This is a genomic window from Brevibacillus sp. MS2.2 (genome assembly GCF_013284345.1).
Taxonomy (GTDB): domain Bacteria; phylum Bacillota; class Bacilli; order Brevibacillales; family Brevibacillaceae; genus Brevibacillus; species Brevibacillus brevis_C.
In genome coordinates this window covers 19,134-34,599 of record NZ_JABSUZ010000037.1, presented here as the reverse complement: position 1 = coordinate 34,599, position 15,466 = coordinate 19,134, and the positions used below count along the sequence as shown (strand labels likewise).

The 15,466-nt window shown below is 46.0% G+C and carries 16 protein-coding genes; all 16 read right to left on the bottom strand.

Annotation, left to right across the window (positions count from 1 at the left end):
• Window positions 1-2,025: a chemotaxis protein CheA gene (locus tag HP568_RS24770; protein ID WP_173630502.1), complete on the bottom strand. Its 2,025-nt coding sequence runs from the start codon at window positions 2,023-2,025 to the stop codon at window positions 1-3.
• Between the two features lie 21 nt (window positions 2,026-2,046).
• Window positions 2,047-3,162, bottom strand: coding sequence for a protein-glutamate methylesterase/protein-glutamine glutaminase (locus HP568_RS24765; RefSeq protein ID WP_173630501.1), 1,116 nt, complete (start codon window positions 3,160-3,162; stop codon window positions 2,047-2,049).
• A gap of 31 nt (window positions 3,163-3,193) precedes the next feature.
• Window positions 3,194-4,057, bottom strand: coding sequence for a MinD/ParA family protein (locus HP568_RS24760; RefSeq protein ID WP_048033441.1), 864 nt, complete (start codon window positions 4,055-4,057; stop codon window positions 3,194-3,196).
• Between the two features lie 4 nt (window positions 4,058-4,061).
• Window positions 4,062-5,408: a flagellar biosynthesis GTPase FlhF gene (flhF, locus tag HP568_RS24755; protein WP_173630500.1), complete on the bottom strand. Its 1,347-nt coding sequence runs from the start codon at window positions 5,406-5,408 to the stop codon at window positions 4,062-4,064.
• On the bottom strand, window positions 5,405-7,447 hold the full coding sequence (flhA, locus tag HP568_RS24750) for a flagellar biosynthesis protein FlhA (protein ID WP_048033443.1): 2,043 nt from the start codon (window positions 7,445-7,447) through the stop codon (window positions 5,405-5,407). Before flhA ends, flhF begins: the two co-directional genes overlap by 4 nt.
• 18 nt (window positions 7,448-7,465) lie before the next feature.
• Window positions 7,466-8,563, bottom strand: coding sequence for a flagellar biosynthesis protein FlhB (gene flhB / locus HP568_RS24745; RefSeq protein WP_173630499.1), 1,098 nt, complete (start codon window positions 8,561-8,563; stop codon window positions 7,466-7,468).
• Complete coding sequence (gene fliR / locus HP568_RS24740) at window positions 8,560-9,342, bottom strand: flagellar biosynthetic protein FliR (RefSeq protein WP_048033445.1); 783 nt, start codon at window positions 9,340-9,342, stop codon at window positions 8,560-8,562. The genes flhB and fliR overlap by 4 nt, the downstream gene beginning before the upstream one ends.
• A 3-nt stretch (window positions 9,343-9,345) precedes the next feature.
• Window positions 9,346-9,615, bottom strand: a complete 270-nt coding sequence (gene fliQ, locus HP568_RS24735) for a flagellar biosynthesis protein FliQ (RefSeq protein ID WP_048033446.1) — start codon at window positions 9,613-9,615, stop codon at window positions 9,346-9,348.
• A gap of 30 nt (window positions 9,616-9,645) precedes the next feature.
• Window positions 9,646-10,407, bottom strand: coding sequence for a flagellar type III secretion system pore protein FliP (gene fliP, locus HP568_RS24730; protein WP_048033447.1), 762 nt, complete (start codon window positions 10,405-10,407; stop codon window positions 9,646-9,648).
• Window positions 10,404-11,084 (bottom strand): flagellar biosynthetic protein FliO, encoded by a 681-nt coding sequence (locus HP568_RS24725; protein ID WP_173630498.1) that lies wholly within the window; start codon window positions 11,082-11,084, stop codon window positions 10,404-10,406. The genes fliP and HP568_RS24725 overlap by 4 nt, the downstream gene beginning before the upstream one ends.
• Window positions 11,084-11,446, bottom strand: coding sequence for a response regulator (locus tag HP568_RS24720; protein WP_007719294.1), 363 nt, complete (start codon window positions 11,444-11,446; stop codon window positions 11,084-11,086). The genes HP568_RS24725 and HP568_RS24720 overlap by 1 nt, the downstream gene beginning before the upstream one ends.
• Window positions 11,447-11,482: 36 nt before the next feature.
• Window positions 11,483-12,844 carry a flagellar motor switch phosphatase FliY gene (gene fliY / locus HP568_RS24715; RefSeq protein WP_048033449.1) on the bottom strand — a complete coding sequence of 454 codons (1,362 nt, stop codon included), beginning with the start codon at window positions 12,842-12,844 and terminating at the stop codon, window positions 11,483-11,485.
• The gene (fliM, locus tag HP568_RS24710; RefSeq protein WP_016743325.1) at window positions 12,837-13,832 is read right to left on the bottom strand and encodes a flagellar motor switch protein FliM; all 996 of its coding nucleotides are present in this window, start codon (window positions 13,830-13,832) and stop codon (window positions 12,837-12,839) included. The genes fliY and fliM overlap by 8 nt, the downstream gene beginning before the upstream one ends.
• Window positions 13,833-13,871: 39 nt before the next feature.
• On the bottom strand, window positions 13,872-14,327 hold the full coding sequence (locus HP568_RS24705) for a flagellar basal body-associated FliL family protein (protein WP_048033450.1): 456 nt from the start codon (window positions 14,325-14,327) through the stop codon (window positions 13,872-13,874).
• A gap of 15 nt (window positions 14,328-14,342) precedes the next feature.
• The gene (locus tag HP568_RS24700; protein WP_017249323.1) at window positions 14,343-14,564 is read right to left on the bottom strand and encodes a flagellar FlbD family protein; all 222 of its coding nucleotides are present in this window, start codon (window positions 14,562-14,564) and stop codon (window positions 14,343-14,345) included.
• Window positions 14,565-14,633: 69 nt separating this feature from the next.
• Window positions 14,634-15,452: a flagellar basal body rod protein FlgG gene (gene flgG / locus HP568_RS24695; RefSeq protein ID WP_048033451.1), complete on the bottom strand. Its 819-nt coding sequence runs from the start codon at window positions 15,450-15,452 to the stop codon at window positions 14,634-14,636.
• Window positions 15,453-15,466 lie beyond the last annotated feature (14 nt).

The window sequence follows — 15,466 nt, the reverse complement described above, 5'->3', positions numbered from 1 at the left end:
CTACTTAATCAGTGAGTTACAATCTATGATGAGCGCGACCTGACCGTCTCCCAGGATCGTTGCACCTGAAATGGCAAATACATTAACCAGATATTTGCCCAGAGATTTTAGAACAATCTCTTGTTGACCGATGAACGAATCGACGACAAGGCCTGCCATTTTCTCACCTTTACGTACGATGACGACTGCCACTTCATCTTCCATTGTTTCCCCATTATCAGGCACTTGGAAAATGTCCTGTAGCGAAACGAGCGGAACTACACGTCCCCGGAAGTCGATCACTTTCTGGCGGTGAGCCATCATGATTTGATCTTTTTTAAATACAGCCGTCTCAATAATGGAGCTGAGTGGGACAGCATACTTCTCATCTTTCACTTGTACCAGCATCGCGGAAATGATAGAGAGCGTAAGTGGCAATTGAATGAGGAAAGTCGTGCCTTGGCCGCGCACAGAATCTACACTGACACTTCCACCCAACGACTCAATTTTGGACTTAACGACATCCAGTCCAACACCACGACCGGAAATATCAGAAACAACTTCCGCTGTACTAAAGCCTGCTGCAAATAGCAACTCGTGGATTTGCTTGTCGCTCATGCTGTCTGCATTGGCAGGATTGACAATGCCTCTCTCAAGTGCTTTTTTGAGAACTTTATCCTTATTGATTCCAGCACCGTCATCTTTTACTTCAATAAATACATGGTTCCCACTGTGGAAAGCGCGGAGCTCGATTTTTCCTTCCTCTGGCTTACCCGCCTTTTTCCGATCTGCTGGAGACTCAATTCCGTGGTCAAGCGAGTTACGCAACAAGTGATTGAGTGGGTCCCCGATTTCGTCAATGACAGTACGGTCCAATTCTGTCTCCGCACCAATAATCTCCAGATTCACTTTTTTATTCAGATCTTTTTGCAGGTCGCGAATCATACGTGGGAAACGATTGAATACTTGCTCCACCGGAACCATGCGCATGGTCAGAATGATGTTTTGCAAATCGCCACTAATCCGGCTCATGTGCTCCACGGTTTCTTGCAGTTCATTCTTTCCGATCTCGCGTGCCAACTGCTCCAAACGACCACGGTCAATGACTAATTCGCTAAACAGATTCATCAAGATATCCAAGCGTTCGATATCCACACGAATTGTTTTTCCACCAGCCGTCGCCTTCTTCACAGGTGCTTGAGAAGCTTCTGCTGCTCCTTTTTCAGCTGGCGCTGGCGTCTGTTGCACTACGGGAGCAGGTGGAGCTTCACTCTTCAATTGAATCGTTTCGATTGTTACATCTTGGATTTCCGAAATGTTAAGAATCGTAGTACGTACTTTTTCAATTGATTGCTCCGTCACATAGGCGATTTCAAACGATTGTTCAAATCGCTCATTCTCGATATCTTCAACAGCCGGCTTCGTCTTGATCACTTCACCCATGGATTCCAATTGATCAAAAACCATGTAAGAGCGAGCAGCCTTGAGCAAGCAGTTTTCATTTAATGTCACTTTGATCCACAAAACGTTGTTTCCGAGTTCCTGCGATTGCTTCAGGACCATCATTGCATAATCATCCAGCTCATGATCTTCAGCAGGCGTGCTTTCCTCTTGCGGTGCTTCCACTTCCATCGTAGCTGCTGCTACTTCCTGCTCGGCTGAAAAGTCTCCAGCTACAATCGCCCGCAGCTTCTTTACAATAGTGGAAACATCTGCTGAACCGTCTCCACCTTCCGTGATATCGATGACCATGCCTTCAATCAAATCTACGCTCTGAAAAATAGCGTCCATAATATCACTGGTAATCGTTAACTTTTGATTGCGAATCAGGTCAAGTACATTTTCCGCTTCGTGAGTCAAACTCGCCATGTCTTCAAAGCCCATGGTCGCCGACATCCCCTTCAATGTATGAGCGGAACGAAAAATCTCTTTGACGTGGCCAATATTACCCGGATCACTTTCCAAGAGTAACAAGTTGGCGTTGATTGCCTGTAGGTGTTCCTTTGACTCCTCAATAAACATGTCCAAATACTGATTCATATCCATCGGTGATCCACCTCCCAAAAATCAGTGCAAGAGCTTGCACAACAGCTCCGGAATCTTTTCTAATGGGGCCACGTTGTCTGCCAAGCCTGCTTGAATCGCTGCTCGTGGCATTCCGTATACGACACAACTCGACTCATCTTCGATAATACTTGTGACAACGCCAAGCTCCTTCATGCGTTTTAGCCCTTTAGTCCCATCATTTCCCATGCCTGTCATGATGATTGCCCATTTGTCTACATTTGTCAATTGACTGACTGATTCAAACAGGATATCGACAGACGGTCTGTGACCGCCTCGTGGCTCCTCTTGGTGTAAATAGGCCTGTAGTCTCCCATTTACTTGACGAACTTCGAAATGGAAGCCTCCTGGAGCGATGTACGCTGTACCATTTTCCAAATATTCGCCATCGACAACCTCGGTTACTCGAATTTGGCATAGCGAGTCTAGCCGATTTGCTAACGATTTTGTGAAACCTGCTGGCATATGCTGAACGATGGCAATTGGTGCCGGAAAGTTCGCCGGAATTGCAGTCAGTACACTCTGCAATGCTTTAGGACCACCCGTGGAAGTACCTAAAACCACCAGTCTTGCCTTTCCGCCCACTTGTGACCGCATCACGGCAGGCGGGCTCGGTATTTTCGTACGTATTACTGGAGCTGCCGGTGCAACAGGTGTAGCTTTTGATTCGGAAGATACCGGTTTGACTACGCGAGGCATCTGCTTTCTCAAACGTACTTTCGATGCTGCCGCAGCCTTCACACGCTCGATAAGACGATCGCCCACTTTGTGGATGTCGAGAGAAATTGGACCAGAAGGCTTCGTTACAAAGTCAAACGCACCTAGCTCCAACGCATGAATCGTAGCTTCGGCCCCTTCTTTTGTCAGACTGCTCAACATGACGATCGGAACCGGGTACTCATTCATCAGCTTTTCAAGCGCGTCCAAACCGTTCATAACCGGCATTTCAATGTCGAGTGTGAGGACATCCGGAGCCAGTTTTTTACATTTTTCAATACATTCGAGACCATTCTTGGCTCGATCAATCACTTCAATCTCAGGATCAGTAGATAAAATGTCCGAAATCACTTTACGCATGAATGCAGAATCGTCTGTGACGAGGACGCGGATTTTACTCATTCGAATGTCGCTCCCTTCCTACTTTTATGTCTCATCGTATGAAGTGCCTCAACTTCGCAAGAAAACCTTTGAGACCACTGACAGAAGCATCTGAAGTATCCGGACGATCCAAATACCGCTCTACCAGATTTCGTATGCTTCTCGCGGCTTGCGATTGTGGATATGTAAGTAGAAAAGGACGCTGCAGTTTAACAGCTTTTGAAACATAAGGATCATCCGAAACATATCCAAGTGACTGAATATCCATATTCAGAAAGCGTTTGGAAACCATCGCAAGCTTGTCCGCCGTCATTTTTCCTTCTTTCTCCGATGACGCTCTGTTTATCACCAAGCGAATGGAGACAGCGGGATTACGTGCGTGTAGCATCTTGATGACTGCATATGCATCCGTTATCGCTGGTGGTTCGGGAGTGGTAACGAGGATGACCTCGTCTGAGGAGAGCATGAATCGCATGGATTCCTTTGAAAAACCTGCTCCCGTATCAAAAATGATTGTGTCGGCATAGCCTTGCAGCGGGTCCAGATGGGAGAATAAGCGATCTAGCTTCTCATCATCTAACTGCATGATCTGCGTAAATCCAGAACCACCCGCGATGAATTCCAAGCCTCCTGGCCCGTGCTCGATAATGTCCCAAACAGTCGTATCTGGCTCTAACAAATGAAACAGATGCTTTTTTGGAGTAATTCCCATTAATACATCCAGATTTGCCAGACCCAGATCCAAGTCAAACAAAACCGCCCTATGACCCTTCTCACTCAAACCAAGTCCAAAATTCAAGCTAAAATTGGACTTGCCGACACCACCTTTTCCACTCGTCACTGTCACCAGTCTAGTTGGTCGTGTCTTCTTGTTTTGTAGCATCCGCTCACGGAGTTGCTCTGCTTGGTCACGCATCTGTTTACTCTCCCATAATCATCGTTGAAACCAGCTCGGGTGTAGCTACAACGATATCATCTGGTACATTTTGACCTGTCGTTACATAGGAGAGCTGTAGATTCATCTCCTGACAAACATTCAACATCGTGCCAAAGCTGTTCGTTTCATCCGCTTTTGTAAAAATGACTTGCTTCACTTGAACTTCCGCAAAGTTTTGGACGATCGCTTTCATATCGTTGAATTTGGAGCTCAAGCTAAGTACTAGGTAGTTTACGCTGTCTTTTCCATGCTCCAGCAATTCACGAATGCCTTCCACATACTCATCGTTGCGAAAATTTCGTCCAGCCGTATCTACAAAAATGAGGTCACAATCACTTAAGCGTTCCATCGCAGCCGCCATTTCTTTCGGAGAAAAGACAACCTCCAGCGGGACATTTAAAATGTTTGCGTACGTCTTCAATTGTTCTACTGCTGCCATTCGATACGTATCAGCCGTGATAAAGCCGATTTTTCGCTTTTCCTTCAACATGCTGTTCGCTGCAAGCTTCGCAATGGTCGTTGTTTTTCCAACCCCTGTCGGACCGAAAAAGAAAGCATACCGCACATTCTTACCCAGCTTTGGCGAAGAGGCTGTATATGGTTCGATCATGGAAGTGATAATCGTTCGGCATACTGCAAACGCTTCTTCCTCCGTCCACTTTTCACCCGGTGGCGACATTTCCATTACTTTTCGAATGATTTCCGCAGTTATCTCTTCAGTCACTTCTTGCTTCATTAACTTTGCACGAATAGACTGTATCGCCGGAGGAAGTTGTTCACTTAAGTCATGCACCAACAGCTTTTGAAACATTTGACGCATATCTCGCATTTCAGTGGCAATCGCGTCATGATTGCTTGTGGGTAAAGCTCTTTCTTGGGATGTCATGCCAGGAGCTTGCTGCTCAGTTCGCTCTCCTTGCTTCTGTACAGCTCTCGTATCTGGGATCTCTTCTTTTGGAGGCGTCGCAACCGCGGTTTGTGTCATCGCGGCTACGACCTCCTCCCTACCTGTTGATTCAACTTGTTGATTCTCCGTTGTTTTTGTCACAGTCGGTTTTCGATACGCTTGAGCAGCCGTGTACGTACCTGTCTGCGATTTGGGCAAAACGTTGTTGGTTCGATGTTCAGCTGCTACTGTGGGATTTTCTCGCTCGGATGCCTTTTCATCGACAGCAGCGATTACTTCGATTCGTTGTTTGCCAAACATCCCGAACAATCCACCTGATTTGATCGGCTTGGAATTAAGAAGCACTGCATCCATTCCTAAGTCCGTCCTGATTTTTTCCATTGCTTCTGGCATCGAATCGACAATGTAACGTTTTACCCTCACGAAATGTTCACCATCCCTACGCTTTGCACTTCAACATGTGGTTCGAGCTCGCTGTACGACAAAACGGGAACGTCTGGCATCATGCGATCTACTAATTGACGCAAGTACATTCGAACCGCTGGTGATGAAAGAATGATCGGCTGTTGACCCGAGTTGATCATTTTGCTCACTTCAGTCGACATGTTTTGGAAAATTCGCTGAGACGTTTCCGGATCCATCGCCAGATAGCTTCCTTGCTCAGACTGTTCCACACGTTCAGAGATTGCTTTTTCCAATCCTGCTCCAGCTGTAAGCACGCGAAGTGGTTGTCCTGGCTCCGTAAATTGGAGTGTGATCTGTCTCGCCATCGCCTGTCTTACATATTCTGTCAGCACATCTGGATCTTTTGTATACAAGGCATGATCCGCAAGTGCTTCAAGGATAACGTGAAGATTTCGAACAGACACTTTTTCACGCAACAGCTTTTGCAATACTTTTTGTACGTCCCCAATGGCGAGCAGACTTGGAATCAGCTCGTCTACGAGAACTGGTGCTGTCTCCCGTACATTGTCGATCAGGGCCCTTGTTTCCTGGCGACCTAACAATTCGTGGGCATGTCGCTTGATGACCTCTGTCAGATGTGTAGCCACAACAGATGGTGGATCGACAACTGTATAGCCAGACAGCTCAGCAATCTCCTTATTCTCTTCTGTTACCCATAATGCGGGCAATCCAAACGCAGGTTCTACGGTTTCTATCCCTACAATGGAATCATCTTCGATCCCCGGGCTCATCGCCAGATAGTGATCTAGCATGATTTCCCCTTTTGCGACCTGGTTGCCTTTTATTTTGATCATATATTCATTCGGTCGAAGCTGGATGTTGTCACGTATACGAATGACCGGAACAACGATCCCCATCTCGAGTGCGATTTGTCTTCGAATCATGATGACTCGATCTAACAGATCCCCTCCCTGCTTCACATCGGCAAGCGGGATTAAGCCATAACCGAACTCGAATTCGATGGGATCGACCTGTAACAGGTTCACGACGCTTTCTGGACTGCGTACTTCTTCCATCTGCTGCTCTTCCACCTTGTCGGCCGATTCCTGTATTTGCATCTTTTGATTCTTCTCCATTTTCCAAGCAGCAAATGCCATTATCCCGCATACCGGAAGTACAGGCAGAATTCCAATCGGTGTAAAGAGCCCCAGCAATAACATGCATCCGGCTACGATATAAAGAAGACGTGGAAAGCTGAACATCTGCTTGACGATGTCTTCACCCAGACCTTCACCAGAAGTGGAACGCGTTACAATAATACCTGCTGCGGTCGAGATTAAGAGCGCTGGAATCTGGCTCACAAGTGCGTCACCGACAGACATAGTAGTGAATCGAGAGGCAGACTCGGCAAAGCTCATATCGTGAATGAGCATCCCGATGATAAAACCACCGATAATATTTACGATAAAAATGATAATACCCGCGATGGCGTCCCCTTTTACGAATTTGCTGGCACCATCCATTGCTCCATAAAAATCAGCTTCGTTCTCAATCTTTTTTCTTCGGACACGTGCTTCTGCTTCTGTGATCATTCCTGCATTCAGATCCGCGTCGATACTCATCTGTTTACCAGGCATCGCGTCGAGCGTAAAACGTGCTGCTACCTCAGCTACACGCTCAGAACCTTTGGTGATTACGATAAACTGAATGATGATCAAGATGAGGAACACGACGAAACCGACGACTTGATTACCACCGACTACAAAGCTACCGAACGTTTCAATAACTTTACCGCCTTCACCGTGCGATAAAATATTTCTCGTTGTCGACACGTTCAGAGCTAGTCGAAAAAGTGTTGTAATAAGCAAAACCGTCGGAAAGATCGAGAATTCCAAAGTTTCTTTTGTATACATCGACACAAGCAAGATGGTCAATGCAAGGGAGATATTCAAAATCAACAGCAAATCAAGTAGCGCTGAAGGAAGTGGGATTACCATCATGACAACAATGCTTATGACAAAAAGGATCGTACCAACTTCTTTAAATTTGAATCCCACTGGTTATCCTCCTTCCATTTATTTCACTTTCCCTTGCAGCTTGTAGACGTACGCGAGAACTTCCGCGACCGCTTTAAACATCTCTTCGGGAATTTGTTGCCCAACTTCAACTTGACTATAGAGAGCCCGGGCCAAGGGCTTGTTTTCCATGGTAACGATACGATGCTTTTTCGCTACTTCCCTTATTTTTAATGCTAGATAGTCTTGCCCTTTGGCGATTACCGTCGGTGCACTCATCGCACTTGCGTCATAGCGAACGGCAACAGCAAAGTGAGTCGGGTTCGTAATAATGACATCCGCTTTGGGAAGCTCCTGCATCATACGGCGAATGGCCATACTTCTTTGCCGTTCACGAATCTTCCCTTTAATGAGCGGATCACCTTCCGCTTGCTTATGCTCGTCCTTGAGATCCTGCTTGGACATTCGCAGATTCTTTTCATGCTCATAACGCTGATAGGCATAGTCCAGAATCGCGAGAATGAAAAGCAATAACCCGAGATAGATTCCCAGCTTTGTCACCTCTTCGGCAGTAAACGCTAGGACTGCTCCGACAGACAATAAGGAAAGCTGTACAACTTGTTCCTTTGCATTCCACAAAATGACGTACGCGACATATATGCCTGCGCTTATTTTTAATAAAGATTTTAGTAGCTCTACGAGCGAGCGTAAGGAAAAAATTCGTTTTGCCCCTTTAATCGGATCGATCTTTTCCAGTTTCAGTTGAAGGGGTTCTGTACTAATTAGCCAGCCTACCTGCATGTAATTCACTGCAAATGCGACAAGAAAACTCAAGCCTAGGATAGGTCCAACAATTTTGATCGCTTCAAATACGAGCTGCGTCACGATGACTTTTAAATTTTCTTCATTTACTTGCCACGTGGTATATGTAATCAATGACTCCCGCATCAAATCTTGAAATGTGCCTAGCATGGTAGAGCCAAGCATCATTAACAGAAAGAAAAATGCTGTCAAAGATAGGGCGGGGGAAAGATCCTGACTTTTCGCGACTTGCCCTTTTTTTCGTGCGTCTTGCTTTTTCTTGGGCGTAGCTTTTTCTGTCTTTTCCCCATTAAAAAATTGAAGATCTACTTGATAAGAAAGCCTCAATTGATTCATGGTGCTCCTCCGAGCGATTTCATCATTTCTGCAAGTGCCCGGAACATGTTCCCAAACAATCCGTTCAGGGTCAGCAAGAACGCAGGCATCACCACGATAAGCAGTAAAAAGCCGGCAAGCAGTTTAATGGGCAAACCCACCACAAAGATATTAAACTGCGGGACAGATTTGGCGATAATACCAAGAGAGAGATCAACCAGAAACAATGCAACGACGATCGGTGCCGCAATCATAAACGCACTCGTAAACATCGTTTGAAATGTTTTTACTGCTGTCATCATGACGTTTTCGCTTCCGAAAGCCGCCCACATGATGTCCACCGGTATAACCTGGTAACTGCTCATCACACCTCGTATCAGCATGTGATGTCCGTCAATACTGAAAAAGTACAGGACAGCGAGAATGTTTTTGAAGTTACCTGTCACCGGGATATATGCACCCGTTTTGGGGTCAATCACGTTTGCCATTGCGAGCCCCATCTGCATGTCCATCAGTCCACCAGCAACCTGAATGGCGATAAACATCATTTCACATATGTAACCAAGAATGACACCAACAAGGGCTTCCTTCATGACATACAAAATAAATGTCAAATCCATCGGAATCTCGCCTTGTACCGGCAAGGATTGAAAACTGATGACGGCAATGATAAACGCGAGACCGATTTTAAACTGATTCGGTACACCGCGAATGGAAAAGAACGGAGCCGTTACAAAAAAGGCACTCATTCGGACAAAAACAAGCAAGAATACGGGCAGATACATCAGAAAAAGATTCATATGCTACCCAACAAAACGATGAAGGTTACCGAAGATCCCCATCGTGAAATCAAGCATTACCCGAAGCATCCATGGACCAACAGCCAAGATCACGACAAATACGGCCACGATCTTTGGAATAAAAGCGAGTGTCTGCTCCTGAATTTGTGTCGTTGCCTGAAAGACACTGACCATCAAACCGACCAGTAAGGCGACCCCAAGTGCGGGTGCCGAAATCAGCAGGATGGTATAAACAGAGCTTTGGGCAATCTGCATAAGTAATTCTTGTGTCATGCTCTACCTCCTGAGGCATTCGGAATGTCGCTAAAAACTGGTCAAAAGTGATCTCACAATGAGATACCAGCCGTCCACCATGATGAACAGTAAAATCTTAAACGGCAATGAAATCATAACCGGCGGTAACATCATCATCCCCATCCCCATCAAAATACTGGAGACGATCATATCAATTACGAGAAATGGAATGAATATCATAAAGCCGATTTGAAAAGCCGTCTTCAATTCACTAATGGCAAAAGCAGGTACCAGCGCATTCAACGGAATATCTTGGATTGATTTTGGTCGTTCGGCTTTTGTGTATTCCAGAAAGAGTGCTAAATCTTTTTCACGCGTCTGCTTTGCCATAAATTCCTTAAAGGGTATGACCGCTGCGTCCAATGCCTGCTGTTGCGTTAGCTTTCCTTGCATAAATGGCTGCACGGCTGTTTCGTTTACTTGTCCGAGTGTCGGAGCCATAATGAAGAAAGTCATAAACAATGCAAGGGCAATCAATACCTGGTTCGGTGGCATTTGTTGAGTTGCCAACGCATTTCGAACAAAAGACAACACTATAACAATTCGCGCAAAACTGGTCATTAAAAGCAAAATCGCTGGAGCTACAGATAATACTGTCAAAATCAGTAACAGCTGAATGGCCGTCGATGTCTCCTGCGGTGTTCCTGTTCCGCCGCCTATCTTCAAATCAATACTCGGAACAAGCGGTGTACCCGCTGGCGCCGCCATGACCATATCAGGTACGGATAGCAACACTGCGACAAGCATCAGCACCTGCAAAAAATATTTCATTTTTGGTCCCCTCTGTCCTGAGCTTGCTCTTTCTTCCAATGTTCTGTATGGTCTGGACGATTTTTCAAGTCGTTCCATTGACCCTGCAACAGATCTTGAAAGCTTTTGCCGTCCATATCAGAAGAAAACAAGATTTCTTCTTCAGCCTGCTTTTTCTTACCGAACGGGAGCCATTCTAATGAGAATGGGCTTTTCATTGGTTTGATCTCTGCGTCTGCCAAGATCAAATCTACCTCTTCACCCGGTTCGATCCTACGAAGCAATTGAACGTTTTCTCCCACTCCCACGATGTACAATGACTCGCCGATCATAACAACCTGAAGTGTTTTGCCATTGCCTAGTGCAGTAGCGCTAATCACTTTAATCGGTCCATGACTTTGAGCTCCTTGACGTCGACCAAGAAAACGTAGCAATAAAAAGATCAATACTGCAATAAAGCCAAGCGAAAAGATGACTTGAACTAGATACCCGATCATACTTCCTGTTCCGCTGCCCGGAATGGCCGCCGGCTGTTCACTGCCGGCGGGCGCATTGCTAGTTGGCACTTTTCCCTGGTTGTACGCATCCGCTACTGAACCTTCTGCAAAAACGGTACTCGGCAGGGAGGAGACGAAAAGCAACAGGATCAGACTGAAGGCTAAAATGAGTCTTGCCCCTGCATTCCGGATCATCATCATTAGCTCATTGTCTTTTTGATCGCTTCCAGAACGCGATCCGCCTGGAATGGTTTTACGATGAAGTCTTTTGCGCCCGCCTGGATCGCATCGATTACCATCGCTTGTTGTCCCATCGCGGAGCACATGATCACACGCGCGTTAGGATCTAATTTTTTAATTTCTTTCAATGCAGAAATTCCATCCATCTCTGGCATGGTAATATCCATGGTTACGAGATCAGGTCCCAATTCTTTATACTTTTCAACTGCTTGTGCACCGTCACTTGCTTCCCCTACGACACTGTACCCGTTTTTAGAAAGAATTTCCTTGATCATCATACGCATGAATGCTGCATCGTCTACGATTAAAACTTTGTTAGACATGAATAGCTCCTCCCTAATGCTTCCCTCTTGATTGGATTATTGTAATTTTTGAACACGATCGATCTGACTGATGATGTCTGTAACACGAACCCCAAAGTTCTCATCAATGACGACAACCTCGCCCTTGGCGATTAATTTGTTGTTCACCAAAATGTCTACATGCTCACCTGCCAGCTTGTCCAACTGTATAATCGATCCAGCGGACAAGTCAAGGATTTCTCTAATCAGCTTTTTCGTACGACCTAACTCAACTGTTACTTGCAATGGAATATCGTGAAGCAAGTTTAAGTTCTGTATGTCTCCTGTATACATAGGAGCACCTCCAAGTGGAGCAAATTGTGCTGGTACTACATTCGCCTGACTAGCTGCTGGACCTCCGAAATGCTGTGGAGCTGGCGGAGCCATTGGAGGCTGCTGATACATTCCTGGGTACGGAGCATAGCCAGGTGGCATCATTTGTTGTCCATACGCGTCAGGATACATCGGCGGCTGTCCTGGGTAGCCCATTGGCTGTGCGTAACCCGGCGGTTGCTGATACATCGGCTGTTGCTGTGGTGGCGGCGCTACAGGCGGTACGTGGCTCTGTGGTTGCTCTTGCGCACTTGGTTGGATAGAAGGAGCCGACAAACTCATAGCAGGCAGAGAAGGCATCTCTATCTCATCTATGAGGGCCGCTGCTGCTTCTTCATCCCCTGCACCTCCAACCAGTCTATCAATCATCTTTTTCGCAAAGGAAAGCGGGAGAAGCTGCATAATATTGGAATCGATAAGTTCGCCTTGCTCTCCTACCTTTAAGCGGAAAGATACTTTCACCAGAGGACTGTCATCATCAGAGAAGCTGTCTCCACCCTTGCCTTGCGCCAGATCCATTACATCAATGCCTGGTGGCGTAATATTAATGAACTGGTTGAAAATCGTTGACATGGACGTAGCGGCGGAACCCATCATCTGATTCATTGCTTCCTGTACCGCACTGATATGAAGCTCAGACATTTCCGTGTTCGCTGGTCTGCCGTCTCCGCCCATCATCAGATCCGCGATAACTGCTGCGTCTTCCATGCGAATGACTAGAAGGTTAATTCCTTTGAAACCATCTGTATATTCCACGTGGACAGCCACGTGAGGAATCGGAAATTCACTTTCCAATTCATCCACATTAACTACGGAAACAGTAGGGGTTGTAATATCTACTTTTTGACTTAACAAAGTAGATAACGCAGTAGCTGCGCTCCCAAAGGAGATATTACCAATTTCTCCGAGTGCATCCTGTTCAAACGGGGACAGAAAATCGGCAACATCCTGGGTCACTGCCGACACAGCTTCCTCTTCGTCCTCAACCAAGTTGTTCGCACGTAACAGCGCGTCAATCTCGTCTTGAGAAAGCATATCTCTACTCATTTTGTTCCTCCCCCTCCTCTATGACTTCATCAATCTGTACGGCGACTCTTCCTTTATGTGTTCCTGGCTGACCCAAGAACTTTAAGTGGTCGCCCACTTTAATCTTCAACTTGTTGTCGATCGATTGGTCCAATTGAATGACATCACCTTTTTGTAGCTGCAGGAAATCTCCTACTGTAATCGTAGCTGTTCCCATTTCAGCAACAATCGGCAATTTTGCAACTTTTACTCGCTCTTCTACACGCAGGCGCTCTTCTTCATCCCGCGTTTTCTTTTGTTTGGAGAACCAGTATTGTCCAGACAGCTTTGTCATGATTGGCTCCAGTACCACGTGAGGCAAACAGAGATTGATCATTCCTGTTGTATCGCCGATTTTGGTACTAAAGGAGATTACCACGACAATCTCGTTAGGTGAGACGATCTGCATGAACTGTGGATTCATCTCCAAACCTTCTTGATACGGATCTAGTTCAATGATTTGCTTCCATGCCTCGTGGAAAGTATCCAGCGCTTTGCCGAATACACGTTCCATCACCGTTGTTTCAATTTCCGTTAGGGCGCCCATCTTTTCCGGAATCGCCCCCTGTCCTCCCAGAAGTCGATCCAGCATGGTATAGGCGATGTTTGGATTTACTTCCAAAACCATTCGTCCTTCCAGCGGAGGAGCTTCAAAGATGTTCAAGATGGTCATCTTGGGAATAGAACGTATAAATTCGTCATACGGCAATTGATCGACGGAGGCAACCGTAATTTGCACGAAGGTACGGAGCTGAGCTGAAAAATAAGTTGTCAACAGCCTCGCGTAGTTTTCATGGATTCGCGTTAAACCACGGATCTGATCTTTTGAGAACCGCAGGGCGCGTTTGAAATCATATACTTTGACTTTACGCTCAGTTTCTTCCTTTTTCAGCTCGTTGGCATCCATTTCGCCCGAAGATAGGGCGGCCAACAGCGCATCAATCTCACTCTGTGAGAGAACCTCGGCCATATGTCGTCACCTCCTTGCTATGTATACCATAATCGCTTCCTATGACAAGACGCGTTTGGTTGTCACTACTTGAACAATCTTACCCTCTTGCATCAGGGAGCTGATTTCATTCATGATTTTTGCTTCCAGCTTGTTCACACCTTCAGTTCCTTTTATGTCTTCTGGTGTCAACCCCGCCAATGTTTTAATAATCACCTGATTGACTTGCGGCAAACGCTGCTCCAATTCTGTTTTGGCATCAGCACTGTCCGCCGTAATGCTAAAGCGTACAATCATGTAATTATTCGTTAGCAAGTTCGTAGTAATTTCGCCAGTGTCAACGGAGAACTCTTTCATTTCCTCTGCCGTGAGCGGCTTCACTTCTTGCTCTTCCGTCGAAGATGTTTGCGCAGCCGGAGAGAGATACGTTTGCCAGAGAACAAACGAGATCACTCCCAGTAGCGATATCGCGATGATAATGATTAGAGCCATGTTAAACAATCGATTTTGAAACATCGCTAATGCCTCCCGCTATTCATTTGAATCACCCGGCATTTTCGGTACAGATGTTGCCGGAGGAACATTATGATAAAAAGCCTGAACACGTTCAGCGATGGATTCCACCGAATCCTTCACGATGTACTTTCTGTCGTTGAACAGCGTGATCACGCTATCCGGAGTTGCTTCAACAGTTTCAATGTGAGTGATGTTCAGATAAAAAGTAGAGCCGTTAAACCGAGTTAACTTAATCATTGGCTGCTCCTTTCCGGATCAAGCTGGGGAAGTCTTAGAACACTTCCCCGGCTTTTCCGTTAAACGAAATTATCGTTTCAGGTTCACCAGTTCTTCTAATACTGTGTCAGATGTCGTGATGATCCTAGAGTTTGCTTGGAAACCGCGTTGTGCCACGATCATTTCTGTAAATTCTTCAGAAAGGTCAACGTTTGACATTTCCAGTTGTCCTGCGATGATGCTGATTCGTGCATCTGCTGGAGTAGCTGGAGTCATTGGATCATCATCACGTGCACCGGCGTTCACTGTGTTTTCGTAGAGATTGTTACCGATCTTCTTCAAACCACTTGGGTTGTTGAAGGTCATTACGCCAATGGTATTGTCCGAAGCAAGTGCTCCAGTATCATCCACAGTCGTAATTACGCCATCTTTGCCAATGGAGTAAGAAACAATTCCATCTGCTTGGTTGATTTGAATTGGAGCCGGGTCAGTGTTCATCAACTTCATCCCTTGGGAGTTCACCAAGAAACCTTGGGCATCACGAGTGAAGTTCCCTGCACGCGTGTAATAAATGGTTGCCCCTTCATCAGGACTGACCATGAAAAACGCGTCTCCTTCGATAGAAAGGTCTGTCGGCAGGTTCGTTGTCATTGGGCTACCAGCAGAGAAAACCGTATCAATCGAAGCAATAGAAGCACCCAGACCGATTTGCGTCGGGTTTGTACCGCCTTTACCACCATCTGTAGGAGCACCAGCCCCTTGAACGTTTTGGCTCAAAATATCTTGAAACATCACACGACCCTTTTTAAAGCCAACTGTGTTTACGTTCGCGATATTGTTACCAATAACGTCCAGTTTTGTTTGAAAACCACGCATGCCTGAAATACCTGAGTACATTGAGCGAAGCATAGTTATTTCCTCCT